This is a genomic window from Leucobacter allii (assembly GCF_022919155.1).
Classification (GTDB): Bacteria; Actinomycetota; Actinomycetes; order Actinomycetales; family Microbacteriaceae; genus Leucobacter; species Leucobacter allii.
In genome coordinates, this window is sequence record NZ_CP095045.1 from 2,018,584 (window position 1) to 2,043,248 (window position 24,665).

17 protein-coding genes are annotated in these 24,665 nt (G+C 72.5%); 9 read left to right on the forward strand and 8 right to left on the reverse strand.

All coding sequences use genetic code 11. The features are described from left to right. Genes MUN78_RS09400 through MUN78_RS09410 form a run of 3 tightly spaced genes read right to left on the reverse strand, consistent with a single transcriptional unit; the run spans position 1 to position 4,402 of the window. Positions 1 to 801 carry an amino acid ABC transporter ATP-binding protein gene (locus tag MUN78_RS09400; protein WP_244689399.1) on the reverse strand — a complete coding sequence of 267 codons (801 nt, stop codon included), beginning with the start codon at positions 799 to 801 and terminating at the stop codon, positions 1 to 3. 27 nt (positions 802 to 828) lie between these two features. Continuing rightward, complete coding sequence (locus tag MUN78_RS09405) at positions 829 to 1,815, reverse strand: dipeptidase (protein ID WP_244725999.1); 987 nt, start codon at positions 1,813 to 1,815, stop codon at positions 829 to 831. Positions 1,816 to 1,825: 10 nt separating this feature from the next. Next, complete coding sequence (locus tag MUN78_RS09410; RefSeq protein ID WP_244726001.1) at positions 1,826 to 4,402, reverse strand: hypothetical protein; 2,577 nt, start codon at positions 4,400 to 4,402, stop codon at positions 1,826 to 1,828. 251 nt (positions 4,403 to 4,653) lie between these two features. Between MUN78_RS09410 and MUN78_RS09415 the strand changes: the two genes are divergently transcribed. The 3 genes from MUN78_RS09415 to MUN78_RS09425 all read left to right on the forward strand — a co-directional run bounded on the left by MUN78_RS09415 (position 4,654) and on the right by MUN78_RS09425 (position 8,473). Continuing rightward, entirely contained in the window at positions 4,654 to 5,361 is a 708-nt protein-coding gene (locus MUN78_RS09415) for an IclR family transcriptional regulator (RefSeq protein WP_244726003.1), read from the forward strand. A 39-nt stretch (positions 5,362 to 5,400) separates the two neighbouring features. After that, a complete protein-coding gene (locus tag MUN78_RS09420; RefSeq protein ID WP_244726004.1) occupies positions 5,401 to 6,675 on the forward strand; it encodes a winged helix DNA-binding domain-containing protein in 1,275 nt (424 codons plus the stop codon). A gap of 64 nt (positions 6,676 to 6,739) precedes the next feature. Continuing rightward, on the forward strand, positions 6,740 to 8,473 hold the full coding sequence (locus MUN78_RS09425) for a cation:proton antiporter (protein WP_244726006.1): 1,734 nt from the start codon (positions 6,740 to 6,742) through the stop codon (positions 8,471 to 8,473). 29 nt (positions 8,474 to 8,502) lie between these two features. On the opposite strand, the gene MUN78_RS09430 is transcribed toward MUN78_RS09425, so the two are convergent. Beyond that, positions 8,503 to 9,075, reverse strand: coding sequence for an isochorismatase family protein (locus MUN78_RS09430; RefSeq protein WP_244689410.1), 573 nt, complete (start codon positions 9,073 to 9,075; stop codon positions 8,503 to 8,505). Positions 9,076 to 9,223: 148 nt separating this feature from the next. Then, a complete protein-coding gene (locus tag MUN78_RS09435) occupies positions 9,224 to 9,715 on the reverse strand; it encodes an Lrp/AsnC family transcriptional regulator (RefSeq protein ID WP_244689412.1) in 492 nt (163 codons plus the stop codon). 194 nt (positions 9,716 to 9,909) lie between these two features. On the opposite strand from MUN78_RS09435, the gene ald reads away from it, so the two are divergent. Both ald and MUN78_RS09445 read left to right on the forward strand, forming a co-directional pair. Further along, complete coding sequence (gene ald / locus MUN78_RS09440) at positions 9,910 to 11,037, forward strand: alanine dehydrogenase (protein ID WP_244689414.1); 1,128 nt, start codon at positions 9,910 to 9,912, stop codon at positions 11,035 to 11,037. 45 nt (positions 11,038 to 11,082) lie between these two features. Beyond that, complete coding sequence (locus tag MUN78_RS09445) at positions 11,083 to 11,547, forward strand: hypothetical protein (protein WP_244726008.1); 465 nt, start codon at positions 11,083 to 11,085, stop codon at positions 11,545 to 11,547. Positions 11,548 to 12,101: 554 nt separating this feature from the next. Here the strand turns inward: MUN78_RS09445 and MUN78_RS09450 are convergent. The 3 genes from MUN78_RS09450 to MUN78_RS09460 form a co-directional block, all read right to left on the reverse strand. After that, positions 12,102 to 13,445: a pyridoxal phosphate-dependent aminotransferase gene (locus tag MUN78_RS09450; RefSeq protein ID WP_244726010.1), complete on the reverse strand. Its 1,344-nt coding sequence runs from the start codon at positions 13,443 to 13,445 to the stop codon at positions 12,102 to 12,104. Further along, positions 13,442 to 17,377 (reverse strand): TM0106 family RecB-like putative nuclease, encoded by a 3,936-nt coding sequence (locus MUN78_RS09455; RefSeq protein ID WP_244726011.1) that lies wholly within the window; start codon positions 17,375 to 17,377, stop codon positions 13,442 to 13,444. The genes MUN78_RS09450 and MUN78_RS09455 overlap by 4 nt, the downstream gene beginning before the upstream one ends. A gap of 125 nt (positions 17,378 to 17,502) precedes the next feature. Beyond that, entirely contained in the window at positions 17,503 to 18,798 is a 1,296-nt protein-coding gene (locus MUN78_RS09460) for an ATP-binding protein (protein ID WP_244726013.1), read from the reverse strand. 297 nt (positions 18,799 to 19,095) lie between these two features. Here MUN78_RS09460 and MUN78_RS09465 point away from each other — a divergent pair, with 297 nt between their 5' ends. From MUN78_RS09465 to MUN78_RS09480, 4 genes are all read left to right on the forward strand, one after another. Further along, positions 19,096 to 20,703 carry a DEAD/DEAH box helicase gene (locus tag MUN78_RS09465; protein ID WP_244726015.1) on the forward strand — a complete coding sequence of 536 codons (1,608 nt, stop codon included), beginning with the start codon at positions 19,096 to 19,098 and terminating at the stop codon, positions 20,701 to 20,703. A gap of 151 nt (positions 20,704 to 20,854) precedes the next feature. Continuing rightward, positions 20,855 to 22,078 (forward strand): MFS transporter, encoded by a 1,224-nt coding sequence (locus tag MUN78_RS09470; RefSeq protein WP_244726017.1) that lies wholly within the window; start codon positions 20,855 to 20,857, stop codon positions 22,076 to 22,078. Between the two features lie 108 nt (positions 22,079 to 22,186). Then, positions 22,187 to 23,284: a DUF4349 domain-containing protein gene (locus MUN78_RS09475; RefSeq protein ID WP_244726019.1), complete on the forward strand. Its 1,098-nt coding sequence runs from the start codon at positions 22,187 to 22,189 to the stop codon at positions 23,282 to 23,284. A gap of 253 nt (positions 23,285 to 23,537) precedes the next feature. Continuing rightward, positions 23,538 to 24,551, forward strand: a complete 1,014-nt coding sequence (locus tag MUN78_RS09480) for a LacI family DNA-binding transcriptional regulator (protein WP_244726021.1) — start codon at positions 23,538 to 23,540, stop codon at positions 24,549 to 24,551. Positions 24,552 to 24,665: the final 114 nt, after the last annotated feature.

Genomic DNA, 24,665 nt, shown 5'->3' on the forward strand with positions numbered 1-24,665 from the left:
TCAGCGCCCCAGCACCGCCGAGAGGAAGCGCCCGACGCGCTCGCTCTTCGGCTCGGTCATGATCTGCTCGGGCTGCCCCTGCTCGACGATCGCCCCGTCCACCATGACGATGACGCGGTTCGAGACGTGCCGCGCGAACTCCATCTCGTGCGTCGCGATGAGCATCGTCATGCCCGAGTCGGCGAGCTCGCGCATGACCGCGAGGATCTCGGCGCCGACCTCGGGGTCGAGGCCGGAGGTCGGCTCGTCGAAGAGCATGAGCTGCGGGTCCATGGCGAGGGCCCGGGCGATCGCGATGCGCTGCTGCTGCCCGCCCGAGCACTGGCTCGGGTACGCATCGGCCTTCGCTGCGAGCCCGACGCGCGCGAGCAGCGTCCGCGCGCGATCCGCCGCCTCCTCCGCACTGCGCCCGAGCACCCGCTTCTGCGCGAGCTCGATGTTCTGCGCGGCCGTGAGATGCGGGAAGAGGTTGAAGGACTGGAATACCATCCCGGCCTGCCGGCGGAGCCTGGACACCTGCGCCCGGGCCGGCGCGCGCCCCTCGGCGAAGACGATCTCCTCGTCGCCGATGGCGAGGGAGCCCTCCTCGGGGAGCTCGAGCAGGTTCAGGCAGCGCAGGAAGGTGCTCTTGCCCGCCCCCGAGGGGCCGATGACGGAGATGACCTCGCCGCGGCCGACGGCGAGCGACACGTCATCGATGGCGCGATGCTCGCCGAAGCGCTTGACGATGCCCTCCGCGTTGAGGAATGGGCGGAGTGTGGATCCGGTGTACGTCGTCGTCGACGTATCGATCTGGGCCATAATGGTGCTCTTTCTCGTCTCGCTCGTCTAGAGCTCTCGGAAGACGTCGTCGTAGAACCGCAGCCAGTTCTCGCCCATGATCGCGGCGACCTCCTCCTCCGCGAAGCCGCGCTCGCGCAGGCACTGCTCGGCGTTGGGGAAGTGCGCGGGGGTGCTGAACCAGTCGAGCGGGGGCGTGGGGCCGGGCTTCGCGGGACCGGAGGCGCCGTACTGGATCTCCCGGGCCCACCGGCCCTGGCGCATCCACTCGACGTACGCGAAGCCCCCGTTCTGGTCGAGGTCGGTGCCGATGCCGACGCGCTCGATCCCGATCCGGTCGACCGTCCAGGCGACGAGCTCCGACCACTTCTCCGGCGTCGTGTAGTCGCCGACGAGGTTGCGGTAGACGGAGACGCCGAGCATGCCCTCGCGGTCCTTGAGCGCGTCGAGCACGCGGTCCGACTTGTTCCGCGCGTGCGGCGCGAGGCTCGCGGGGTTGGCGTGCGTGATGGCGACGGGCACGGCCGAGGCCTCGATGGCGTCGAGGGTCGTGCGCTCGCCGACGTGCGAGAGGTCGACGACCATGCCGCAGCGGTTCATCTCCTGCACCACGTACCTCCCGTAGCGGGAGAGCCCGCTGTCGTGGGGCTCGTAGCAGCTACCGCCGAGGTCGTTCTGGATGTTGTAGGTGAGCTGGCCCACCCGGGTGCCCATGCGGGCGAAGAGCTCCACGTAGCCGAGCCGCCCCTGGAGGAACGACACGTTCTGGAAGCCGAGGATGATGGCGGTGCGGCCCGACTCGGCGATGCGCCTGATGTCGCTCGCGCGGTACGCGATCTCCACGAGATCGGCGTTGTCCTCGGCCATGTTGCGCCACTTCACGATCTGGTCCATGGACTCGGTGGCGTCCTCCCAGAAACCGACCGTGACCGTGATGGCGCCGAGCTTGCCCGCGGCGACCTCCTCGAGGTAGCGGCGGTCGTCGGGGCGCTCGGTCTCGAGCGGTGAGCAGAGCAGGCTGTCGACGTAGATCATCGTTCTCCTTCTAGACGGATGCGGGGTGCGGGGTGGACAGGGAGGCGAGCTGGTCGGTGTCGCGATTCGGATCGCTCGCGTTGGCGACCTCCGCGGGGTCGAAGAGGCGGGTGAGGCGCTGCCCGGGGACGTAGACGTCCTTCACGGTGCCGGTGTGCTGCCGGGAGAGGGGGGTGTCCGGGTAGAGGCCGGCGTTGCCCGGGTAGTAGACGTCCCACCACTCCTGCGCCGGAACCTCGAGCCCCTCGGCGATGAGCCGACGGAACGCGCCGCGGTACCGCTCCCGCGTCGCCGCCGGATCGTCGGAGACCCGCGCCCGCAGTCGCAGGGCGGTCCCGGCGGACCCCGGTACCGCACCGGCGGGATCGGCCCCGGCCTCGACCTCGATGCCGACCCGCGCGAGCGCGAGCGCGAGCCCGGGCTCCGCGCCGTCGCCCGAGACCCCGTCGAGGCGCACGTCGATCCCGGCCTCGTCGGCGGCCGCGGCGATCGCCTGCACGAGCACGTGCCCGACCGCGTGCAGGCTCGCGCCGTGGCAGTCGATCTCGAGCGCGCCGCCGGCGGCGCGCGTCGCGCTCGGCGCCCGCCATGCCGGCGCCGATCCGTCGTCGGCGATCGCGCGCGACAGGGCGGCGCCGAAGCCCGCGACCGCCGCGGGATCGGCGATGAGCGCGGTCACGAAGAAGTCCCTGGCGCCGTGCCACGAGCCCTCGGGGACGTTCAGCGCCTGCATGGCGCGGCCGCCGGCCAGCCGCAGCTCGCGGAACTTCATGGTGATCCGCTCCGCCTCCGGGTGGCGCGGCGCGCGGATCGCGCTCTCCACGGGGCTCAGCGTCGGCGCGGTCGCCGACACCGGAGCCGCGAGCGCGGCCTCGGCCGCCGCGGCGGGCATGGCGGGGCGGTACCGCCACCACCAGCCGTCGGCGCGCGCGCCGGCGAGCTCGTCGCGATACGGCGCGCCGTCGAAGATCAGTCCGAGGACCGAGCGGTTGAGGTAGTCCTCGGTGCGGTCGACGCCGTGGATGAACGCGTTCATGAGGCGCACGAGCCAGACGGGCACGAAGTCGATGTCGTGCGGATCGGCGTGGGGCACGGCGTAGGGCTGCCCGCGCAGCGCGAGCACCGAGCGGACCATGTGCTCGAGCTCGGGGTGCGCGGCGACGAGCGCGCCGATCGGCGCCGCCGGGTCGCTCGCCGCGAGGAGATCCGCCAGCTCGCGCGCCCGAGACGGATAGTTCGGGATCACCTCGTGCGCGCCCGGCACCTCCTCTGCCGGGCCGGATCGCGGCTCCTCGGCCGCGCGGGACTGGTACCAGACGCGGTCGCGATGCGCCGGGTCGTTGAGTGGCAGCTCGAGGGCCCAGCCGAAGACGCCGTGGAGGGCCTCGGCGACGGCGGACACGGGGGTCCGCGGATCCCACTCGAGCGTCTCGTCGAAGCTCAGGCGCTCGGCGAGCAGCGCGTCCGCGTGCTCCGGATCCAATTCGATGAGCAGCGAGTTGAAGGTGTGCAGCGCCTCGGGCGTGACGCGCGCGGCGACGAAGCGGTGCGCGGCCGCGAGCAGCGTCTCCCCGGGGCCGCGGACGATCTCGCCGCGCCGTGCGGCGCGCACGGCGGCGCGCACCCGCCGCAGGTCGGCGGCGAGCTGCGTGCCGTTCGTGAAGACCCGGTACTGGGTGTCCTCCAGCGCCCGGTACTGGATCGTGCGGTCGAGGAGCCGCTCGAGACGGTCGAAGCGCGCGTCGCCCGGCTCCAGCTCGAGCTCGAGGACGTGCGTGACGGCTTCGACCGTGAGCGACACGTAGGCGTTGATCAGCGCCGGGCGGTTGTAGACGAACATCACGAGCCCCAGGGCGGAGCCGTTGCCGACGCCGATGTTGCCGCGGACCGCGGGATCGAGCCGCACGGCGGACCCGGGGGCGTCGATGCGGGCCAGCTCCTCCACCACGTCGACCGAGAGCTCGCGCATGAGGTACGCCGAGAGCATCTGCGCGTGGTAGGAGAGCGCGAGTGGGTGCCCCTTCGGGATCGCGGGGAACGACACCGAGCCGAAGGTGCCGTTGCCGTCGAGGCCCGTGTTGCGCATGAGATACCCGACGCGCTTCACCTCGGCCGCGTCGGGCTGCTCGCCGGCGGCGAGCGCATCGCGCACGTGCCGGAAGAGCCTGAGGCTCTGATTGGAGCGCATCCAGATGAGCGTCCCCTCGGGCGCGCGCCCCTCGTAGAGCTTCGGGAGCTCGCGCTCGGAGGCCGCGATCTGGGCGTCGCTCGCGCGACCGTCGATGAGGGTGCCGAGCATGTCCCAGGAGGTCCCGATGATGCGCCCCGTGCGGTTCTTCCCGCGGGGCTCGCGCAGCCACGCCGCGAAGGTGAGGGGCCCGGCCGGCGTCGTGATCGTGTAGCGGGCGTCGCCGTTGCCCCGAGCGTCCAGACGCAGATGGTCGCGCTCGATCCGCCAGCCCTCGCGGAGCATGCGGGCGATGAAGCTCCGCGAGGCGCTCAGCCGGTTCGGCTGCATCGCTCCGAGATTCCTGGGGTCCATCACCCTGCCGGGTGAGAAGACCTCGTCGAGGTAGGGGTTCCGCATCGCTTCCGCTCCGTTCGTCGTCGACTTCGCTGCAACACCCGCGTAACAATTAAGCAATCTTTAATCGTCATTAAGGTATGTTGAAAACATTACGAAGCGATGCCCGATTCGTCAAGCCCGGATCCGCGAGGATCCCCGCAGGCCGCCCAGGCGGTAGATTCGAGGCGGCGGATGGCGCGCTCACCGCCCGCCGCGACGCCGCGCGATCGCAGGCACCGGGCCCGGGCGCCCTGAACAGAACGGAGACCCCGATGTCGGGACCCACCACGCTGCAGTCCGTGGAGAAGACCATCCGCGTCCTCGAGGTGTTCCTCCAGCTCGACCGGGCCACGGTCACGCTCACGGAGGTCGCCGAGGCGCTCGGCTGGAGCCGCCCTGCGACGCATCAGTACCTCACGACGCTCGTCCACTGCGGCTGGCTGCAGCAGGACGAGCGGCGGCAGTACCGCCTCTCGATCCGCGCGGCGACGTTCGGGCGCTTCGCGACGGCCCACGCCGGCGTGCCCGAGGCCGTCTCCCGGACCATGCGCGCCCTCGTCGCGCGGCTCGAGGAGCCCATCTCCTTCGCGGTGCGCAACGGGGGGTCGGCGCTCATCGTCGAGCGCGTCGAGCCGGAGCGCTCGCTGAGCGTACGGCGCGAGGCGGAGCGGCAGCTCCCCCTCGGCTCGACCTCCGGGCAGGTGCTGCTCGCCTTCGACCCGCACGCGAGCGACGCCGAGCGCGCGCCGCACGCCGAGGCCATCGCCGAGATCCGCGAGCACGGGTACTCCGTCCACCGGGCCGTCTGGATGGGCGACGCCATCGAGGTCGTCGCGGTGCCCGTCATGCAGGGCGAGGAGTGCCTCGGCGCGCTCAGCGTGATCGCCCCGGAGGGACGGATGGAGATCACGGCCGCGATCGACACCCTCGTCTCGGCGCGCAACGCCCTCGAGTCGGAGCTCGCGGGCCCGGAGGGATGACGCGCCGCCGATGTCGCCGGATCGCCCTACACTGGCGGCATGACCCCCGGAGGCGGAACGGCGCAGACGCTGCGCACCGATGAGCTCCTCGAGCTGCGCATGCGCGCGCTCGGGCTCGCGCCCGGCGGCTGGGAGACGGCCCCGCCGGAGGACTCGGGTCCCGGCTCCGAGCGGATCGCCGCGGTCGCGCGGCGCATGCTCGCGGTGCAGGGGCAGGACTGGCGGTCGGCGCGCTGGGCGCTGGGCGTCCGCGCCCCGGGGACGACGATGCGCGACGTCGCCGAAGCGTTCGACGCCGGGCTCATCGTCCGTTCCTGGCCGATGCGGGGCACGGTGCACGTCGTCGCCGCCGAGGACATCGGCTGGATGCAGGCGGCGACGAACCACCGGGTGCTCGCCGGCGCGGCGAAGCGCCGCGCGTTCCTCGGCATGAGCGACGCCGCGCTCGACCGCCTGGTGGAGGTGTCGCTGCGGGCGCTCGACGAGCCCGACGGGCCCGGCGAGCCCGGCGAGCCCGCCGGGCTCGACCGCGACGCCCTCGCCGAGCGCTGGACCGCGGCGGGCATCGAGTGGCAGAGCTCGTGGCGCTACCACGTCATCTGGTGGCTCTGCCAGAACGGGCTCGCGGTCTTCGGCCCCGTCGGCGACTCCGGGGAGCCCCGGCTCGTGCGCGCCGAGCGCTGGATCCGCGCACCCCGCGAGCTCGCGGGCGACGCGGCCCTGGGCGCGCTCGCCGCCCGCTACGCGGCCGCCCGCGGTCCGATCCGGGACCGCGATCTCGCCTGGTGGACCGGGCTCACGCTCGCCGAGGCCCGCGTGGCGCTTCGGGTCGCCGAGGAATCCGGCACCCTCGCCTCGGTCCGGCTCCGCGACGCCGCGGGCGACCCCGTCAGCGGTGCGGCCGGCGCGCTCTGGGCCGATCCCGCGCAGCTCGGCGGTGCTCCGCTCGGGGGTGATCCGCCCGGGGACGCCCCGTCCGGCGCAGGCGCGAGCCGCACGGCGGCGGGCGGTGCCGCGGCCGGCTGGCGGCTCCTCGCCGCATTCGACGAGCACCTGCTCGGCTATACGGACCGCTCGGCGCAGCTCGATCCCGCGCACTTCGAACGGATCGTGCCGGGGCGCAACGGCATGTTCCTCGCGACGATCGTGCGGGACGGCCGGGTCGTCGGCACCTGGAAGCGCCTCCCGGGGAAGCACGTGCGGGTCGCGCTCTCCCCCTTCCCCGGCGCGCGGGCGAACCGCCGGGCGCTCGCGCCCGCGCTCGCCTTCTGGGCCAGATTCCACGCGCTCGACGGGGCCGCGTTCGCCGACTGAGCCGAGCGCGGGGGCGGAGGAGCCCCGATGCGGATCCCGACGGGGCCTTCGCTAGAATCGGTGCATGGAGATCGGGATCGTCGCCGTCGCCGCCGTCGTCGTGCTCGTGGGCGTCTCGATCCTCGGCGGGCGCATCGGCGTCGCCGCTCCCCTGCTGCTCGTGGTCGTCGGCATCGGGGCGGGGTACCTGCCGTTCATGCCGGCGATCGAGGTGGATCCGGAGATCATCCTCCTCGGGGTGCTGCCGCCGCTCCTGTACTCCGCCGCGGTGAACGTGCCGCTCGTCGACTTCCGCCGCAACCTCCGGCCCGTCGCGGGGCTGTCGGTGCTGCTCGTCATCTTCTCCGCCGTCATCGCGGGTCTCCTCGTGCACCTCGTCGTGCCGGCCATCCCGCTGCCCGTCGCGATCGCGCTCGGCGCGGTCATCAGCCCCACCGACGCCGTGGCCGCGACCTCCATCGGCAAGCGGCTCGGCATGCCCGACCGCCTCGTGTCGATCCTCGAGGGCGAGAGCCTCGTGAACGACGCGACCTCCCTCGTGCTGCTGAAGACGGCGCTCGCGGCCGTCGCGGGCAGCTTCGTGTTCTGGGACGCCGCGGGCAGCTTCGCCTTCTCCGTCGCCGCGGCCATCGTCATCGGCTTCGTCATCGGGATCATCACGGTGTGGCTGCGCTCGAAGCTCAACAACCCGGTCTACGACACGATCCTCTCCTTCGTCGTGCCGTTCATCGCCTTCATGCCGGCCGAGGAGGTCGGCGCCTCGGGCGTGCTCGCCGTCGTCGTCACCGGGCTCTACACCGGGCACCACGCCGCACGGCGCTTCAGCGCGACGGCCCGCATGAACGAGCGCCTCAACTGGCGCACCGTGCAGTTCGCGCTGGAGAACGGCGTCTTCCTGCTCATGGGCCTCGAGCTGCACACCCTGCTCGACGAGGTCGACGACACCGACCTCCAGCTCGCCCACGTCGGGCTCCTCAGCCTCGGACTCGTCGTGCTCCTCATCCTGCTGCGCGGGATCTTCATGGTCCCGCTCATCTGGACGATGCGGGGCGACGAGGGGCGCTACCAGCAGCGCAGCGACGGCTTCTCCCGGATCCTGTCGCGCGCGCGGAAGGCCGAGGACACCGACACCCGGAAGATCCGCAAGCTGGAGCTCCTCGAGCAGCGCTCCCGCGCGGACCTCGCGCACGAGCAGGACCAGCAGCTCGGGTGGCGCGACGGCGTGCTGCTCTCCTGGAGCGGCATGCGCGGCGTGGTCACGCTCGCCGCCGCGCAGTCCATCCCCACCGGCGTTCCGTATCGCGCGCAGATCATCCTCATCGCCTTCGCCGTCGCCGTCATCACGCTGCTCCTGCACGGCCTGAGCCTGCCGCTGTTCATCCGGAAGCTGTGGCCGGACGGCGCGCGGACCGGCAGCGACGTCGGCGAACTCGCCTCGCTCAGCCACGACCTCATCGAGGCCGCCAACGAGGCCATCGACGACGCGCTCGAGATCGAGGAGGATGCGAAGGGACCGGACAACGCCTGCGCCCAGATGTCCGAGCGGGCCCGAGCGAGCGCGCGCAACGCCCTCGCCCCCATCGCCATCGCCCTGCCGGCCACGGGAGCGGTGATGCTCCCCTCTTCGGAGACCCCGGCGCAGGCGTACCTGAGACTCGCGCGCATCGCGCTCGAGGCGCAGCGCGACGCCCTCCTGGAGGAGCGCGCGATCGGCCGCTACAGCTCGCGGGCCCTGCGCGCCGCCGAGCTCGCGCTCGACGCCCACGAGGCGAGGCTCAACCCGCCGGGGGGACACTGAGCGACGGCGATGGCGACGCGGCGTCTGACTCAGACGATCTCGACGCCCGCCGCTGCGAGTTCCCGGAGGGCCGCCGCGGAGGATTCCGGACGCACACCGGCGACGAGTTCGGAGCGCACCCGGACGCGCAGTCCGAGCCCGACGGCGTCGAGACCGGAGCGCAGCACGCAGTAGTCGGTCGCGAGACCGACGATGTCGAGCGTCTCGATCCCGCGCTCCGCGAGGACCTCGGAGAGCCGCCGGCCATCCGTGGTCTCCCCCTCGAATGCCGAGTACGCCGGCTCGCCCATGCCCTTGCGCACATGCACATCGATCCGCGAGACGTCGAGCAGCGGATGGTACTCGGCGCCCTCGGTGCCCTGCACGCAGTGCACCGGCCACGTCGTCACGAAGTTCGGGTCGACGCCGGCCGGTGCGAAATGCCCGCCATTCGTCCCCTCGGCATCGTGCCAGTCCCGTGAGCCCACCACCAGCTCGTAGCGGTCGGGCCCCCGCAGCAGCCCCCGCACTCCCTCGGCGACGGCGTCGCCGCCCGCGACGCCGAGGGCGCCGCCCTCGGTGAAATCGTTCTGCACGTCGACGATGAGCAGTGCTCGCGCCATGATCCGCGTCCTCTCCTCGCCGCGGCGACCCCGGCTCACCGACGCCCCCGCGTGTCCCGACATCCGTCGCCCCCAGACTACGGTCCGGGCGCGCCCCGCGTCGAGAGGGACGCCAGGGGAACGCCCGAGCGCGCCGCCTCGCCTCCGCCTACCGCTCCCCGCGGAGCGGGTTCTGGTGATGGCTGAAGACGATGCTCGTGCGGGTCGAGGAGACCGCGGGGTGCGCGGAGAGATGCTCGACCACGAAGTCGCGGACGTGATCGGAGTCGCGTGCCGCGAGATGGATGATGAAGTCCTCCACGCCGCCGAGGAAGAACAGCTGCATGACCTCGGGCTGCGCCCGCAGCTCCTCGCTGAGCTCCGTGATCCGCTGGCGGGCGCCCGAACGCACGGTCACGCTCACGAGCACCTCGAGGTCGAGCCCCATGGCCCGCGGATCGACGGTCGCCGTGAAGCCCGTGATGATCTTGCGGGAGACGAGGCTGCGGACGCGCGCGATGCAGGTCGACGCCGCGACGCCCACGCGCTCCGCGAGCTCGGCGTTCGTGATCCTGCCGTTCGCCTGCAGCTCCTCGATGATCCTGCGATCCACGTCGTCGAGATCCGCCTCGTGACGCAGATTCTTCGACGCATCAGCCATTTTCATCCGCCCTTCGCTCGATTGAGCACAACTTTACTGGAATGTCCCGAAGAGAATTCAGGAAACAACCTCGAAACACGAATATACTGCAAAATTGAATGCGTACCGGCATCATCCCCGTGCGCGCTGCGTCGCCGCGCGGCAGACGATCCGGCGCACCACTCCATCATCCGCAGATTCCTCAGGAGCATCTCATGCGCGTCGGTATCCCCACCGAGATCAAGAACAACGAGAACCGCGTCGCGATCACGCAGGCCGGGGTCTTCGAGCTGACCCGCCGCGGCCACGAGGTGCTCGTGCAGGCCGGCGCGGGGCTCGGCTCGATGATCACCGACGACGAGTACGTCGCCGCCGGCGCGAAGATCGTCGAGGGCGCCGACGACGTCTGGGCGCAGGCCGACATGATCCTCAAGGTGAAGGAGCCCATCGCCTCCGAGTACGCGAAGCTCCGCAAGGGCCAGGTCCTCTTCACCTACCTGCACCTCGCCGCCGACAAGGAGCTCACGGAGGCCGTTCTCGCCTCGGGCACGACGGCGATCGCCTACGAGACCGTGCAGCTGCCCAACCGCGCGCTCCCCCTCCTCGCCCCCATGTCCGAGGTCGCCGGCCGGCTCTCGGCGCAGGTCGGCGCGTACAGCCTCATGAAGGCGAACGGCGGCCGCGGCATCCTCCTCGGCGGCGTCACCGCGACCCGCCGCGGCAAGGTCGTCGTCATCGGCGGCGGCGCAGCCGGCGAGCAGGCCGCGCGCATCGCCTACGGCATGGGCGCCGAGGTCACCGTGATCGACATCGCGATCCCCCGCCTCAAGCAGCTCGAGGACGAGTTCAACGGCCGCATCCAGACCCGCACCTCGAATGCGCACAACATCACCGAGGCGCTCAAGGACGCCGATCTCGTCATCGGTTCCGTGCTCATCCCCGGCGAGAAGGCGCCGAAGCTCGTCACCGACGAGATGGTGGCGCAGATGAAGCCGGGCTCCGTGCTCGTCGACATCGCCATCGACCAGGGCGGCTGCTTCGAGAACTCGCGTCCGACCACGCACGACGATCCCACCTTCCAGGTGCACAACTCCATCTACTACTGCGTCGCGAACATGCCGGGCGCGGTCCCCGAGACCTCGACCGCGGCGCTCACCAACGCGACGCTCCCCTACGTCGTCGCGCTCGCCGACAAGGGCTGGGTCAAGGCGCTGAACGACGACGCGTCGCTCGCCAAGGGCCTGAACGCGCACGACGGCGTGGTGGCCTTCAAGGGCGTCGCCGACGCCTTCCCGGAGCTCGCGTACTCGCCGCTCGAGGATGTGCTCGCCGCGAACGCGTAAGCACCGCGAGCATCGCGTCCGCCCGCAGGGCGTACGCTGGATCCCATGGATCTGAAGTTCACGTTCGGAGGGGCGTCGCCTGATCATCACGATCACGGCGACGCCCCTTCGGGCATTCCACTGCCCTTCTCCACGACGCCCGCGATCTCCACGAGCAGCGTGCTCGAGCTCCGCGTGCGCCGCTCGGCCGAGACGCCCGGAGCCCTGCTCGGCGAGGTCGTCACGGGCGACGGCGTCGTCTACGCGAGTGCGGAGGTGACTGCGCGCGGCGCGGACCCCGCCGATCTCGCCGCGGCCGCCCGTTCGGCGATGTCCCGCGCCATCGCGGGGCTCGAGGGCCCGCTGGCGGAGTCCGTCGAGTCCGTGGCGCTCGATCTCGGCGGTGGCGAGGTGGAGGCGCTCGCCGCGCTCGGCATCGTGGCACCGGTCAGCGACCTGTTCATGGTCGACGCGGCGCTGCAACGGCGAGTCGGCGTCTCGGAGGGCACCCCCATCCGCATCGGAGCATAGCCCGCGAGGGCCGCTGCCCCCGCCCCGCCCCTTCTCTCCCCTCCCCTTCTCTCCTCGGATCCACCCCGCACCTCCGATCCCCTGCATCGGAGGTTTCAGCGGTCCCCCGATGCGAGCACCCTCGATCCGGGTCGCTCCGGCAGGGTACCTGCCGTTCGCACCCTATCGAGGCGACCCGGATCCCGAGCCGCGGGAGTACCGAGAGCACCGGGAGCACACACGAGGCACGGTGTTCGAGCCGCATCCGTGGAGAGAAGGATCTGTATCGCCTCGGCAGCGAGAGAGGTTCGGGTCGCTCCGGCAGGGTGCGCATCGACCGAACCCCGTCCGAGCGACCCGGATCGAGAAGACAGGGAGCACCGGGAGCACCGGGAGCACACACGGCAGGCCGCGTTCGGGTCACTCCGGCAGGGTCGACGGCTCCAATTCCCTGCCGCGGTGACCCGGATCGAGTGGTACTCGGAGAGAACAGGGTGCGCGACGGGATCAGCGGCGCACGACAGGATCAGGCGCGGGGCGGCGACGCCGGGAACGCTCGTCGCGCGTCGGTCCGATCAGGCGCGCTGGAAGCGCAGGATGCGATCCAGCGCCTCGGCGACCGCCGGCTCGCCCGCGGCATAGGAGAGCCGCACCGAGCGGCCCCCCGCGATCGGGTCGAAGTCGACGCCGGGGACGATCGCGACATCGGCCTGCTCGAGCAGTGCCCGCGCGAAGGCGACGGAATCGGGGAAGCGCTCCAGCTGCTCGCCAAGCTCCGCGTAGAAGTAGAACGCTCCGTCCGAGGGCGCGGAGGCGCCCCAGTGCAGCTCCGGTTCGGCGTCGAGGATCAGCGCTCGAGCCCGGGCGAAGCCCTCGACCACGCGGTCCCGCTCGGCGTAGGACTCCGCGATGAAGGCCGTGAGCGCCAGCTCCTGCGCGGGTGCGGGCGGTGAGAGTGCGAAGTTCGAGGCGAGCGCCTCCATCGGCGCGACGAGGTCGGGCGGCAGAATCGCCCAGCCGAGCCGCCATCCCGTCATGCCCCAGTACTTCGAGAACGAGTTGATGACGATCGCGTCCGGACTCGCCGTGAGTGCCGTCACGCCGCGCGGATCGGCGGCATCGGACCCGGCGTAGACGATGCCGTGGTAGATCTCGTCGCTGATGAGGCGGGCTCCGGAGCGCGTGCACCACGCGGCGAGCTCCGCGAGCTCGCCGCGTCCGAGCATCGTGCCCGTCGGGTTCGCGGGCGAAGCGACGATGAGCCCGTCGAGCGGCCCGTGCGCCGCCACCGCGGCATCGAGGAGCTCCGGCGTCGGCTGGTACCGGGTCGCGGGCCCGGTCGGGATCTCGACGACCTGCACCCCGAGAGCGGTGAGGATGTTCCGGTAGGCCGGATAGCCCGGGCACGCGAGCGCGACGCGGGCCCCCGGGTCGAACGCCGCCAGGAAGACGAGCTGGAAGGCTCCGGAGGATCCCGTGGTGACGGCGACCCGCCCCGGATCGACGTCGACGCCGTACCAGGCGGCGTAGTGCCCCGCGATCGCCTCGCGGAGCGGCGTGGTGCCGAGCGGCCCGGTGTATCCGGCCGCGCGGAGCGTCCCCGGGGCCGGGCGCGCGCCCGGCTCGCCGGCGCAGAGCGAGACGACGTCGCGGCCGGCGGCGCGGCGGCGGGCGATCTCGTCGGTGATGCGCATGACGTCGAAGGCCGGGATCCGCGATCGTGCGGAGGCGGACGGCGCGGCTCGGCGCACCGCGCCGGCGTCCGATCCCGCATCGCCCGCAGCATCGCCAGCAGCATCGACAGCATCGACAGCATCAGGGTCGCCCGCACGGGCGCCCGCCGCACCGGACCCGCCGGCCGGCCTCGGCGGGAGCTTCCCCGACGGCGGGGTCTTCAACGGTCCTCCTGGGCGCATCATGCCTCCACGGTAGCGCGGGCGCCGCGTTCCAGCAGCCGCAGATATCCCGAGAGCGCCGCGAGACCCTCGGCGCTCGTCGGGAGTCCCTGGCCGAGGCGATCGGAGGAGACGAGATGCGCGGACCACTGCGCGCGGCTGATCGCCACGTTGAGGCGATTGCGCATGAGCAGGAACTCGAGTCCGCGCGGCACGTCCTCGGGGCTGGAGGCGGCGAGCGTCACGATCGCGACGACGGCCTCCTGGCCCTGGAAACGATCGACGGTGCCCACGCGCACCCGTTCGAGCCCCGCGGCGGCGAGCACCTCGGCGACGCACTCGACCTGCGCGTTGTAGGCGGCGACGACGATGAGGTCGGAGGCGTCGAGCGGACGCCGGTCCCCGTCCCTCGTCGCCGGCGGATCCGCCGCGACCGTCTTCGCGCCCGGGGGCGAAACGGCGACAGCGCCCGCATCGGCCAGCGTCACGGCGCCGGCCTCCCTACCGGAGTCGATGCCACTGGCCCGCAGGCCGCCCGAGACGCGTGCCCCACCGGCAGCTCGGGTCGATTCCTCGTCCGTGCGGTCTCCCGCGGCGACGGCACCCTCCGAGATGCTGGCGCCGCCGAGCAGTTCGCGCACGATGCGCACGACCTCCGCGGCCTCCTCCGGCGAACGCGTGGCGTTCCCGCGATGCGCGATCGCGTGATGGACGAGGCCGGCCGGTCCCGCGCCGCGCACGGTGCGCGCCGACGCGGTCGGGTGGGCGCGGAGTCGCCCGTCATAGGACAGCTCGGAGACGATCTCCGCGAGTTCCGGGCGGAGTCGCCGCGTCTCCGCGAGGAAGCAGCCGAGTTCCGTCGGCAGCGTGTCGTGCTCTCCGAGCAGCCAGCCGAGCGCCGAGGCGTCGACCGGTTCGGGATGCGTCCCCTGCGAGACCTGCGGGAGCTGCTGCGGATCCCCGAGGAGGAGGAGCCGCTCGGCAGCCGAAGCGGCCGCGATCGTCGGGGCGATGGAGAACTGACCCGCCTCGTCGATCACGATGAGGTCGAGGCTCCGTCTCGGGAACCGCTCCTCGTGACTGAAATCCCAGGCGGTGCCGCCCGTCAGGCTTCCCCGCCCCGCTTGCCGATGCGCGCGGACGAAGGCCGCCTGACCGCCCGTCGGCAGCACCGTGCGGCGCGGCGGGGCGGCTCCGGCGGGCAGCCGCCCGCCCTGCGGCGACTTGCCGATCTGCGACTCGTCGAGGCCCGCGTCGGCCACGGCGTCCAGAACGTGCTCAACCACGCGGTGGGACTGCGCGACCACGCCGACGTGCCAGCCGTCCTCGGCGACGAGACGGGCGATGACCCGGGCGGCGAGATAGGTCTTGCCCGTCCCCGGCGGCCCCTGCACGGCGAGCGCGGAGCGATCGAGGCGGCGGAGCGTCGCGACGACCGTGTCGATCGGCGACGCGCCCGCGTCGACCGCACGGCTCGGCGTCGCCTCGGCCTCCCCCGTCCCTCCGTCACCGGCGATCGCGCGCAGCCTCGGTCCCGTGCGGCGCAGCAGATCCAGAACGGGATCGCGCAGCTCGTCGAGCGCCGATGCCGCCAGCACGGCATCCCCCCACTCCTCGATCGCACCTTTCTGGCTGCCCGCGCGCGGCGGCGGCCCCGGCGTGAGCGCCACGGGCAGGACCGCGTAGCGCCCCCCGTCTGCGGGAAGAGTCTCCTCGATCGTCGCACCGTCCTCGTGCACCTCGGCTACTCGGACGAGCCGCGTGGCGCGTGCGCCCGGAGCGGCGCCGGGGTTGGCGAACGGCGCGGGTCGCTCGTAGACCGCGAAGAGCTGCGCACCCGGCTTGATGCCGCTGCTTCCCGGCGCGATCTCGCCGCGCAGGCGGAGCGCCCGGCGATCGACGCGCGCGCGGGGCGGACGGTGCCAATCGAATTCCACCGTGCTCTCGCCCGATGCGACGAGCACGTCCCGGGTATCGGCCCAGTCCTCGATCGGGTCGACGAGACGCGCGTAGTGGGCCCACCAGAAGGACTTCTGCTCGCGGCGATGGTAGTCGACGGCGCTCGCAGCGAGCCGGAGGAGCCCCGCGGACTCGCCGGATCCACTGCGCTCGGCGCTCTCGGCGCGTTCGCGCAGTGCGACCGCCGTGGGGCTCTCCGAACCCGCCGGTTCCTCGGCGACCGCATCGGGGAGCTCCGGCTCCGGTGCATGCGCGACGCCATGGGCGTCGGCGATGCCGCGGAGCCAGTCCCGCAGCCGCAGCGTCGAGACGCAGTCGTAGGCGTTGTACTCGGCGATCGCGTGCATCCGCCTGGCGCCCTCCTCGCGATCCGCCGGCTCGGTGGATCGCAGCAGTGCGCTCGCCTCCGCGTACTCGCCGACGGACTGGGCGCCGCTCGTCACCCCCGCCTCGTCGCGGAAGCGCTCCCCCATGTACAGCGGTTCGAGTTTCTTGATGGAGTACGAGCGGGAGCCGACGCGCAGCGCGCGCCGCACGATGGGGTACAGATCGACGAGCACGTGCTCCGCGAGCAGGCGATCCACGGCCTCCTCACCGATGCCGTGCCGCGCGGCGATGCTCGTGAGATGCGTGCGCTCGTAGGCGGCGTAGTGGTAGATGTGCATGCCGGGATGCGCGCGGCGCCGCTCCTCCACGAGCGCGAGGAAGCGCTCCAGCGCGCGTCGCTCCGCTGCGAGATCGTGCGCCCAGATGGGCGTGAACGTCTCGCGCTCGTCCACCATGCCGAAGAGGTAGTCGATGCCCCACCTCGCCCGGCCGTCGGGATCGGCCTCGCGGTAGAGCGGGTCGCCCTCGAAATCGAAGAACAGGTCGCCGGGATCCGGTTCGGGGAGCGCTGCGAGCGCGCTCGGGTCGACGACGCGCACGGCCGGCGGACCTCCGGCGGACGACTCCAGCTGCACCGCCGCCTGCAGCGCGATCCGGGAGACGACCGCCGCCGACATGCCGGGCACGGGGGACGACGAGGAAACGACGCCCGACGGCGGGGCTGCCGACGGAGCGACGCCCGACGGCGCGGCGGAGGCCAGCGCCGCGACGGCATCGATCGTGGGGTACCCCGCAGCGCGCAGGCGATCGCGCTGGAGGCCGCTGAGCCCGGCGATGAGCAGCGGATCACGGGTGCGCTCGACCTCGGGAGCGCAGACCTCGCAGCGCCCGCACGCGGCGATCCCCTCCGCGCCCCAGCCGACCGGATCCGCGGAGGCGAAGGCGCCGTCGGGCCCGCGCTCCGCGGCGCGCTCCCGCAGGATCCGGTGCAACCGCAGCCGGCGCGCCCGGAACACGGGCGCGATGTCCGTGAGACGGTGCCGGCTGCGCGCGCCATCGCCGAGGATGAGCTCCGCCTCGGGCGTCACGGGGACGCCGAGCCGCTCGAGCTGCTCCGCGTAGGCCGCGAGCTGCATGAGCGCGGTGACCTTCGCCCTGCGCGCGAGCTTCGTGTCCTGCACCTCGTACGCGCCGCCCGACGCCGCGTCTCGCCGCAGGAAGTCCGCGAAGCCGACGAAACCGACCTCGATCGCCGAGCCCGCGCCCGCGTCCCCGGTCTCGGCCGCTCGCTGCGCCGGCTCGAAGAACGTCGCCTGGAAGACGATCTCCGCTCCGCCGTGCAGCGCGCGGAGCGTCTGCGCGGCGACCCGCTCGAGATCGGCCTCGCCCATCGACTCGGGGCGCGGGATCTCGACGACCCCGCCCCGCTCTCCGGCGGTCCCGGCGCCGAAACCGTCACGATAGGCGTCGAGCGTCCGCGCCTCGTGCGCGTCTCCGAGTCGCGCCGCACGGGCGAGCATCGGGTCGTCGTCCGGCGGCACGACCACATCGCGGCCGAGTCTCGCGTCGACGCGGCGCAGGAATGCGAACTCGCAGACGCTCGCCGCGGTGAGGTCGCTCGCGCTCGTCACGAGGCGCCGGCCGCCGCCCGCGCGATCCTGAACGAACATGCGCGCTCCCTCCGAGATATCCGCCCGCCGTCCGGGCGTGCTCAGAGGCTACCGCGGACCTCCGACACCGCTGCACCTCGCCAAAGCGGCGCGGAGGCGCCGCAGAGCGCGGGCAGCGCGAAGGATCAGAGCCGCGCGATGGTGTCGATGTCCTCGAGGAAGGTCGCCTGCTGCTCCTCGGACACCGTCGCGCGGGTCACCGACAGCGCGGCGACGTAGTCCTCGGTCGCGAGCTCCGTCGGAGCGTCGGGCGCGCGCTTGCCCTCCGCCGGGTCGGCACGGAGCGCGCGCACGAGCGCCTCCTGGGACGCCCGCCGCGCGGCGTACTCGATGTCGGCGGGGGTGAGGCCTTCGCTGCGGACCACGAGGTCGGCGAAGTCGATGCCCGCCGCGACGCTGTGCGGCACGTAGCGGCGCCAGATGGCCTCGCGCGCCTCTGCATCGGGCAGCCCGATGGGGAGGACGTAGTCGAACCGGCCGTGGCGGAGGAACGCCGTGTCGAGGCCGCGGATGAAGTTCGTGGCGCAGACGAGCAGCATTCCCTCGCGGTCGCGGAAATCCGCGACGATCTTCAGCAGCTCGTTCGTCACCCCCTGCGTCGGCGTCGGCGGATCGCTGCGCTGGGAGGCGATCTCCTCCACCTCGTCGATGAACACGACGCCGTGCTCGAGCTCCCCGATGCGCTCGAAGACGTCGCGCAGCGAGGCCGCCATGCTCGACTTCCCGTCGCCGAGACGCGAGGGGAAGACCTCCACGAACGGCCAGTCGAGGCGCGAGGCGACCGCTTTCGCGAAGGTGGTCTTGCCCGTGCCGGGCGGCCCGAAGAGCATCACGGCGTGCGGCGGCACCACGCCGTAGCGATCTGCGAGATCGGGCTGCGCGAGGGGCGCGACGAGCCGCTCCTCGAGCAGCAGCTTCTCGCGGCGCATGCCGGCGACCTGCTCCCAGAGGTGGCGGGGCAGGATCCGCCCGCCGACGTCCTTGAGAAGGTCGATCTCGCGGCGCTGCACCGGCATCTGCCGCTCCAGATAGCGGAGGCTGTGGCGCATCTGGAAGCCGTTGGAGGTGAGGAGGTCGACCCGGCTGCCCTCGGGCATGAGGACCGACAGCGTCGACAGCCCGATCGATGCCATCTTCCGCTCGAGCGCGTCGAAGAGCGCCCCGGAGACGTTCTCGGAGCGGGCGTCCTCGAGGATCCCGAAGAACACGATCCAGCCCTGCGCGTGCGCGGCGCGGCCCACCGCCGCCGCGACGACCCGTTCGTCCCGGACCGCGACGACCGCGTGATCCTCCCGGCAGGAGGCCGTCACCTCGGCGAGCGAGTAGACCGGCGGCTCCGCGGAGGACTGCGCCTCCCACCAGAGGCGGACGACGGCGTCGAGGTCGTCGTCGTGGAAATCCCGAATGGTGATGCGTCCCATGCGCACATCCTGCCAGACGCGGGCGCGGCCGGGCGAGGGGTTCCGTGCCGCGATCCGCCCCGCACCGCACCTTCCCAGCGGGAAGCCCGCTAGACTGGGGGCACGGGTCCGCACACCGGGCCCCGCGTCGCTGACAGCCTCGGGTCGCGGTTCCATCCGGACCGCCGGACCTCCGGATTCTCCGCGGCGAACGGATGCGCGATCCCGCGCACTCGCCGAACCGGCCGACGCCCTCGTCCCGCGCTCCGCTGCGCAGCGCGCACGACGATGCCTCGCGCCTCAGCATGAAAGGTCCCCGTGACCGAACAGCCCAACGTCCCCACGCCCTCGTTCCTCGAGCTCGGCGTCCCCGCCCCCATCGCCGATGCGCTCGCGCGCAACGGCAAGACCGCCCCGTTCCCCATCCAGCGCGACACGCTGCGCGACACGCTCGCCGGCAAGGACGTGCTCGGCCGCGGGCGCACCGGATCCGGCAAGACGATCGCCTTCGGCATCCCCCTCGTCGCGAATCTCGCCGACCAGGCAGCCGCGAAGCGCCGCCCGAGCCGCCCCCGCGCCATCGTCCTCGCGCCGACCCGCGAGCTCGTCACCCAGATCGCCGAGACCGTGAAGATACTCGCCGATCCGGTCGGCGTGAAGGTCACCACCATCTTCGGCGGGGTTCCCCAGCGCCGTCAGGAGGTGGCGCTCGAAGCGGGCGTCGACATCGTCGTGGCCGCCCCCGGTCGCCTCGACGATCTCATGAAGCAGCGGCTCGTCGACCTCGGCGGGGTCGAGATCACGGTGCTCGACGAGGCCGACCACATGGCCGACATGGGCTTCCTCCCGGTGGTCACGCGGATCCTCAACGCCACGCCGAAGGTCGGCCAGCGCCTGCTCTTCAGCGCGACCCTGGACAACGGGGTCGACAACCTCGTGAAGAAGTACCTGCACTCCCCGATCCTGCACTCCGTCGATTCCGCGGAGTCCCCCGTGCCGCAGCTCACCCACCACGTGTTCGAGGTGGCCGGCAAGGACGACAAGGACGCGCTCATCGAGGCCCTCGCCTCCGGTACCGCGCGCCGCATCTTCTTCACCCGCATGAAGCACCAGGCGAAGAAGCTCGCCAAGCAGCTCACGGCGCGCGGGATCCCCGCGGTCGAGCTGCAGGGCAACCTCTCGCAGAACGCGCGGGATCGTAACCTCGCCGAGTTCGTCTCCGGCGAGGCGAAGGTGCTCGTCGCAACCGACGTCGCCGCGCGCGGCGTGCACGTGGACGGCGTGGACCTCGTGGTGCACGTCGACCCGCCGGTCGAGCACAAGGCCTACCTGCACCGCTCGGGTCGCACGGCGCGCGCGGGCAACGAGGGCGATGTGGTGACGCTCGTGCTGCCCGAGCAGCGCGGCGAGATGCGCCAGATCATGCGCGCGGCGAAGATCCGCGTGACCCCGCGCCCGGTGAACCCGAACGCCGCGCGGGTCGACGCCGAGGTACTCGAGCTCATCGGCGAGGTCGCGCCGCGAGTCGATCCGCGCGAGACCGAGCGCAAGCGCGCCGAGGCGCAGGCCGCGCAGCAGCGCGCCGCGGGTCACAACCCGCCCGGCCAGGGCGCCTCGACCGGGGCGAACGCGAAGCGGAAGCGGTCGCGCGGCGGTCGCGGCCGCGGTGCGGGATCGGGCGCCGGCGGCGCAGGCGGCCAGGGCGGCGCGTCGCAGTCCGGCGGCGGTCGCGGCCAGCAGGGCGGCCAGCGCTCCGGGCAGCCGCAGGGCCAGGGCGGCGGGCAGGGCGCGAACCCGGGCCAGCGCTCCGGCCAGCCGCAGGGGCAGCGCGGAGGCCAGCGCCGCAGCGGACGCCGCGCCCAGGGCGGCGGACAGGGCGGCCAGCGCGGCGGCACCGTCTACTCGACGAGCACGCCGGGGGCGTAGCCCCGCCGACGCGGCCGGGCCCGCCGGGAGTCGATCCCGGCGGGCCCGGCCGCGTTCGCGACCACGGAAACCGCGGGTTCAACTCGAATTCATGCGCGATTCCGCAGTCGAACGCTGTTCTGGGTGGCGCAATCGGTCGTATACTCGTCTGATGGGCATTTATCGTGAACTCGCGGGGCATCCCGGGGTCGTGCGCGTCCTGATCTCGCAGCTCACCGCCAGATTCCCGTTCGGGATGCTCTCCATCATCCTGCTGCTGCACATGCAGCTCAGCTACGGCGACTACACCTCGGCGGGCATCGTTCTCGCGACGCAGAGCATCGGTCAGGCGATCTCCGGTCCGCTGAGCAGCCGTCTCATGGGGCGCTGGGGCATGCGCCCCGTGCTCGCGACGACCTCGCTGCTGTGCGCCGGCCTGCTCGTGGCGATCGCCACGGTGCACCTGCCGCTCCTCGTCGTTGCGGGCATCGCCCTCTGCGTCGGGCTCTGCACGCCCCCGGTCACCCCTGCGGTGCGCACCCTGTACCCCAAGCTCGTGCCCTCGAACCAGCTGTCGGCGCTGTTCTCACTCGACGCCGCGGCGCAGGAGATCATCTGGGTGCTGGGGCCGGTGGTCGCGGTCTTCGTCTCCTCGCAGTTCGGCACGACGGCCGGCCTGTGCGTCGCGGCGGGCTTCATGCTGTTCGGCGGCGCCTGGTTCATCCTCAGCCCCGCGGTCGGGCAGGTCGTACTGCCGCCCTCGCGGCGGGGCTTCGGCGCCGTGCTGCGGTACCCGACGGTCGTCATCTCGACGATCATCGGCTTCTTCTTCGTGGCCTCCTTCGCCGCGATCGAAGCGGGCATCGTCGCCGCCTTCAGCGGCGGGGACGCGCACGGCAGCAGCATGGAGTCCGGCGTCGTCCTCGCGCTGTTCGCGGGCGGCTCGCTCGTCGGCGGGCTGCTCTTCGGGCATCGCGAGATGCGCCCCTGGTCGATCCTGCTGCGCATCGGGATCGTGCTCGCCGGCACCCTTGCCTGCCTCGTCAGCTTGAACATCTGGTGGCTCTCGATCGTGCTCTTCATCGGCGGGCTCGGCACCGCGCCCACCTTCGCCGCGATCTCGAACGTCGTGAGCTCCACGGTGAAGTTCTCCGAGACGGCCGAGGCGTACGGCTGGGTCGGCACCGGACAGCTCGTCGGCGTCGCCACGGGCTCTGCGCTCGCGGGAATCGCGATCGACATCGCCGACGCCCAGGGGGCGATCTTCGTCTCCGGGATGCTGCTCGTCGTGTGCGCGCTGTGCGCCGCCGTGTCGCTGCGCTGGATCCCCGACCTCAAGGGCCGTTCGGTCGAGCCGCCGCCGGAGACGGGCACACTCGCGCTGCCGCTCAACTAGCGGCCAGACGCCCCCGGTTCGGCGCGGTCCGGTAACGATCCGGTCGCGCCGGGCGAACCCCCAGGAGCTCTCCGACCGCGTCGTCGCGCGGCTGGGTAGGGTGTCACCATGACACGCCGCACGACGAGGTCCGCGCTGCTCCCGCTCCTGCTCGCCGCCGGGCTGCTGCTCGCCCCGCTCACCGGCTGCGCCCCTGACGGGCTCCGGGGCGTCCCCGATCTCCCCGCGACGGGCTCCGCGAGCGAGGCGCCCGCCGCGCCCGAGGCAGCGGGCGAGCCGGGCGACGCGAGTGCTCTGGACGATGCCGCCGCAGGTTCCACCGACGGACGATCGGTCGTCCGCACGGCCGAGCTCTCGCTCGAAGTCGCCGATCCCGACGGCGCCGCGACGGATGCCGGTCGCATCGCTGCAGAAGCGGAGGGATTCGTCGAAGCGGTCACGGTGTCGCGCGCGGAGGGCGTGCGACCCGCGAGCGCGCAGCTGACGCTGCGGGTGCCGGCGGATCGCCTCGACGACGTGCTCGCGGAGCTCTCCGGGCTCGGCGAGCCGATCTCCGAGCAGCGCGGCGCGAGTGACGTGACGGCGCAGCACGTGGACCTGGAGGCGAGGGTCGCCGCGCTCGAGGCCTCGGTGCGGCGCCTCACGGAGCTCATGGCCGGCGCGGCGAGCACGAGCGAACTGCTCGAGGCCGAGGCCGCACTCGCGCAGCGGCAGCAGGAGCTCGACGGGCTGCAGGCGCAGCTCGACGCGCTCGAGGGGCAGATCGACGAGGCGACCGTCTGGGTCTCGCTCGACTCGCCGCAAGCGCTGCCCGGCGGCGGCCCCGCGAACTTCTGGGAGGGCCTGCTCGCGGGCCTGGGCTCCCTGGGCGCCGCGGGCGCCGGGGCGCTCGTCGTGCTCGGGATCCTGCTCCCCTGGCTCGCGATCGCGGGGATCGTCGCGATCGCCGTCGTGGCTCTCGTGCGCGCCGCGCGGCGTCGGCGGGCCCGGCGGACGACGCCTGCGGCGGGAGCGGGGGATCCGCGGACCGCGTCGCGTCCGCAGGACGCGGCTCGGCCGCAGGACGTGGAGCGCTCGCCGGACGCGGAGCGGCCACAGGACGCGGAGCGGCCACAAGACGCGGAGCACTCACAGAAGGCGGAGCGCTCGCCGGACGCGAGTCAACCTCGAGGAGCCGAGAAGCCCGAAACCAGACCCGAGGTGTAGCCCGCTTCCCCGACCGCGAGCTCGAGCCTTCGCGGATGTGACGCGAAACGGGATCTCCCGCGCCGGTGACCCCCGTATGCGTCATCCATGCAAGACCCCGCTCCCCCGAACGCGATACGAGGATCCCGATGCGAGGGCGCCAGACGAGCGTCCCGGCGCGACGGGGCCGGTTTCCGTGCCGTCCCCGCGGCGGCTGCGGCACGAGATGCGCCTCCGTTTGGCGCACGTCCCACTCCTCCGGGAGAATGAGTCCGTGAGCAGACGAGACCACGGCGTGACGGTGCGCGACGTCGCCGAGCATGCCGGCGTCGGGCTCTCGACGGTCTCCAACGCGATCAATCACCCCGAACGCCTCGCCGCGACCACGCTCGCGAAGGTGCAGGATTCGATCTCTGCACTCGGCTTCGTCCGTAACGACGCCGCCCGCCAGCTCCGACTCGGCCGAAGCCGCGTCTTCGGCCTGGTCGTGATCGACGCCGGCAGCCCCTTCTTCACCGTGCTCGAGCGCGCTGCAGAGGATGCGGCGGACCGGAATCATTACGCCGTACTGCTGGGGAACAGCGGCCAGGAGCCGGATCGCGAGCGACGCTACATCGAACTGTTCGAATCCCAGCGCGTGCAGGGGCTCTTCGTCACCCCGCTCGGACACGACCTGCACCTGCTCGCCGGCGTGCGCGAGCGCGGCACGCCCGTCGTCCTCATCGACTACGCGGCAGCAGCACCCGGCTTCCCCGCGGTGGCGGTCGACCACATGCGCGGCGGTCGTATCGCCGCTGAGCATCTGCTCGAACTCGGGCGGCGCAGCATCGGGCTCATCGAGGGCCCGGTCGCCTTCACCCAGGTGCGCGACCGCTACCGCGGCGCCGTGGAAGCCGCAGACGCCGTCGGTGCGACCACGCTGAGCATCCCGAGCCCCGATCTCACGATCCAGGGCGGGGTCGTCGCGGCCCACCGACTGTTGGGCCTCCCCCGAGGCGAACGTCCGGACGCGGTCTTCGCACCGAACGACCTCGTGGCGCTGGGCCTCATGGAGACGCTCGCCGCCGCCGGTGTCGCGATTCCCGAGGAGATCGCCATCATCGGGTACGACGACGTCGCGTTCGCGGCCTCCGCGCGGATCCCGATCAGCTCGATGCGTCAGCCGGCCGAGGCCATCGGCGCCGCGGCCGTCGAACTCATGATGGAGGCGATCGCGGACCCCGGATCCGCCCGACGCATCGCCTTCGTGCCTGAGTTGATCGCGCGGCGGTCCACACTCGGGAACTGAGCGACGCTCGGATCCCGTATGTCCGGCACGTTTCTGCAACGTTGCAAGATGATGCTTGACGGCCGCATCTCGACCCTCTAGCATCGTGAACCGTAAGTATTGTAACGTTGCAAT

What these genes read in the sequence shown, in the direction of transcription:
- MUN78_RS09400 (WP_244689399.1), bottom strand. Translation starts at nt 801, where the DNA reads ATGGCCCAGATCGATACGTCGACGACGACGTACACCGGATCCACACTC.
- MUN78_RS09405 (WP_244725999.1), bottom strand. Translation starts at nt 1,815, where the DNA reads ATGATCTACGTCGACAGCCTGCTCTGCTCACCGCTCGAGACCGAGCGC.
- MUN78_RS09410 (WP_244726001.1), bottom strand. Translation starts at nt 4,402, where the DNA reads ATGCGGAACCCCTACCTCGACGAGGTCTTCTCACCCGGCAGGGTGATG.
- MUN78_RS09415 (WP_244726003.1), top strand. Translation starts at nt 4,654, where the DNA reads ATGTCGGGACCCACCACGCTGCAGTCCGTGGAGAAGACCATCCGCGTC.
- MUN78_RS09420 (WP_244726004.1), top strand. Translation starts at nt 5,401, where the DNA reads ATGACCCCCGGAGGCGGAACGGCGCAGACGCTGCGCACCGATGAGCTC.
- MUN78_RS09425 (WP_244726006.1), top strand. Translation starts at nt 6,740, where the DNA reads ATGGAGATCGGGATCGTCGCCGTCGCCGCCGTCGTCGTGCTCGTGGGC.
- MUN78_RS09430 (WP_244689410.1), bottom strand. Translation starts at nt 9,075, where the DNA reads ATGGCGCGAGCACTGCTCATCGTCGACGTGCAGAACGATTTCACCGAG.
- MUN78_RS09435 (WP_244689412.1), bottom strand. Translation starts at nt 9,715, where the DNA reads ATGGCTGATGCGTCGAAGAATCTGCGTCACGAGGCGGATCTCGACGAC.
- ald (WP_244689414.1), top strand. Translation starts at nt 9,910, where the DNA reads ATGCGCGTCGGTATCCCCACCGAGATCAAGAACAACGAGAACCGCGTC.
- MUN78_RS09445 (WP_244726008.1), top strand. Translation starts at nt 11,083, where the DNA reads ATGGATCTGAAGTTCACGTTCGGAGGGGCGTCGCCTGATCATCACGAT.
- MUN78_RS09450 (WP_244726010.1), bottom strand. Translation starts at nt 13,445, where the DNA reads ATGATGCGCCCAGGAGGACCGTTGAAGACCCCGCCGTCGGGGAAGCTC.
- MUN78_RS09455 (WP_244726011.1), bottom strand. Translation starts at nt 17,377, where the DNA reads ATGTTCGTTCAGGATCGCGCGGGCGGCGGCCGGCGCCTCGTGACGAGC.
- MUN78_RS09460 (WP_244726013.1), bottom strand. Translation starts at nt 18,798, where the DNA reads ATGGGACGCATCACCATTCGGGATTTCCACGACGACGACCTCGACGCC.
- MUN78_RS09470 (WP_244726017.1), top strand. Translation starts at nt 20,855, where the DNA reads ATGGGCATTTATCGTGAACTCGCGGGGCATCCCGGGGTCGTGCGCGTC.
- MUN78_RS09475 (WP_244726019.1), top strand. Translation starts at nt 22,187, where the DNA reads ATGACACGCCGCACGACGAGGTCCGCGCTGCTCCCGCTCCTGCTCGCC.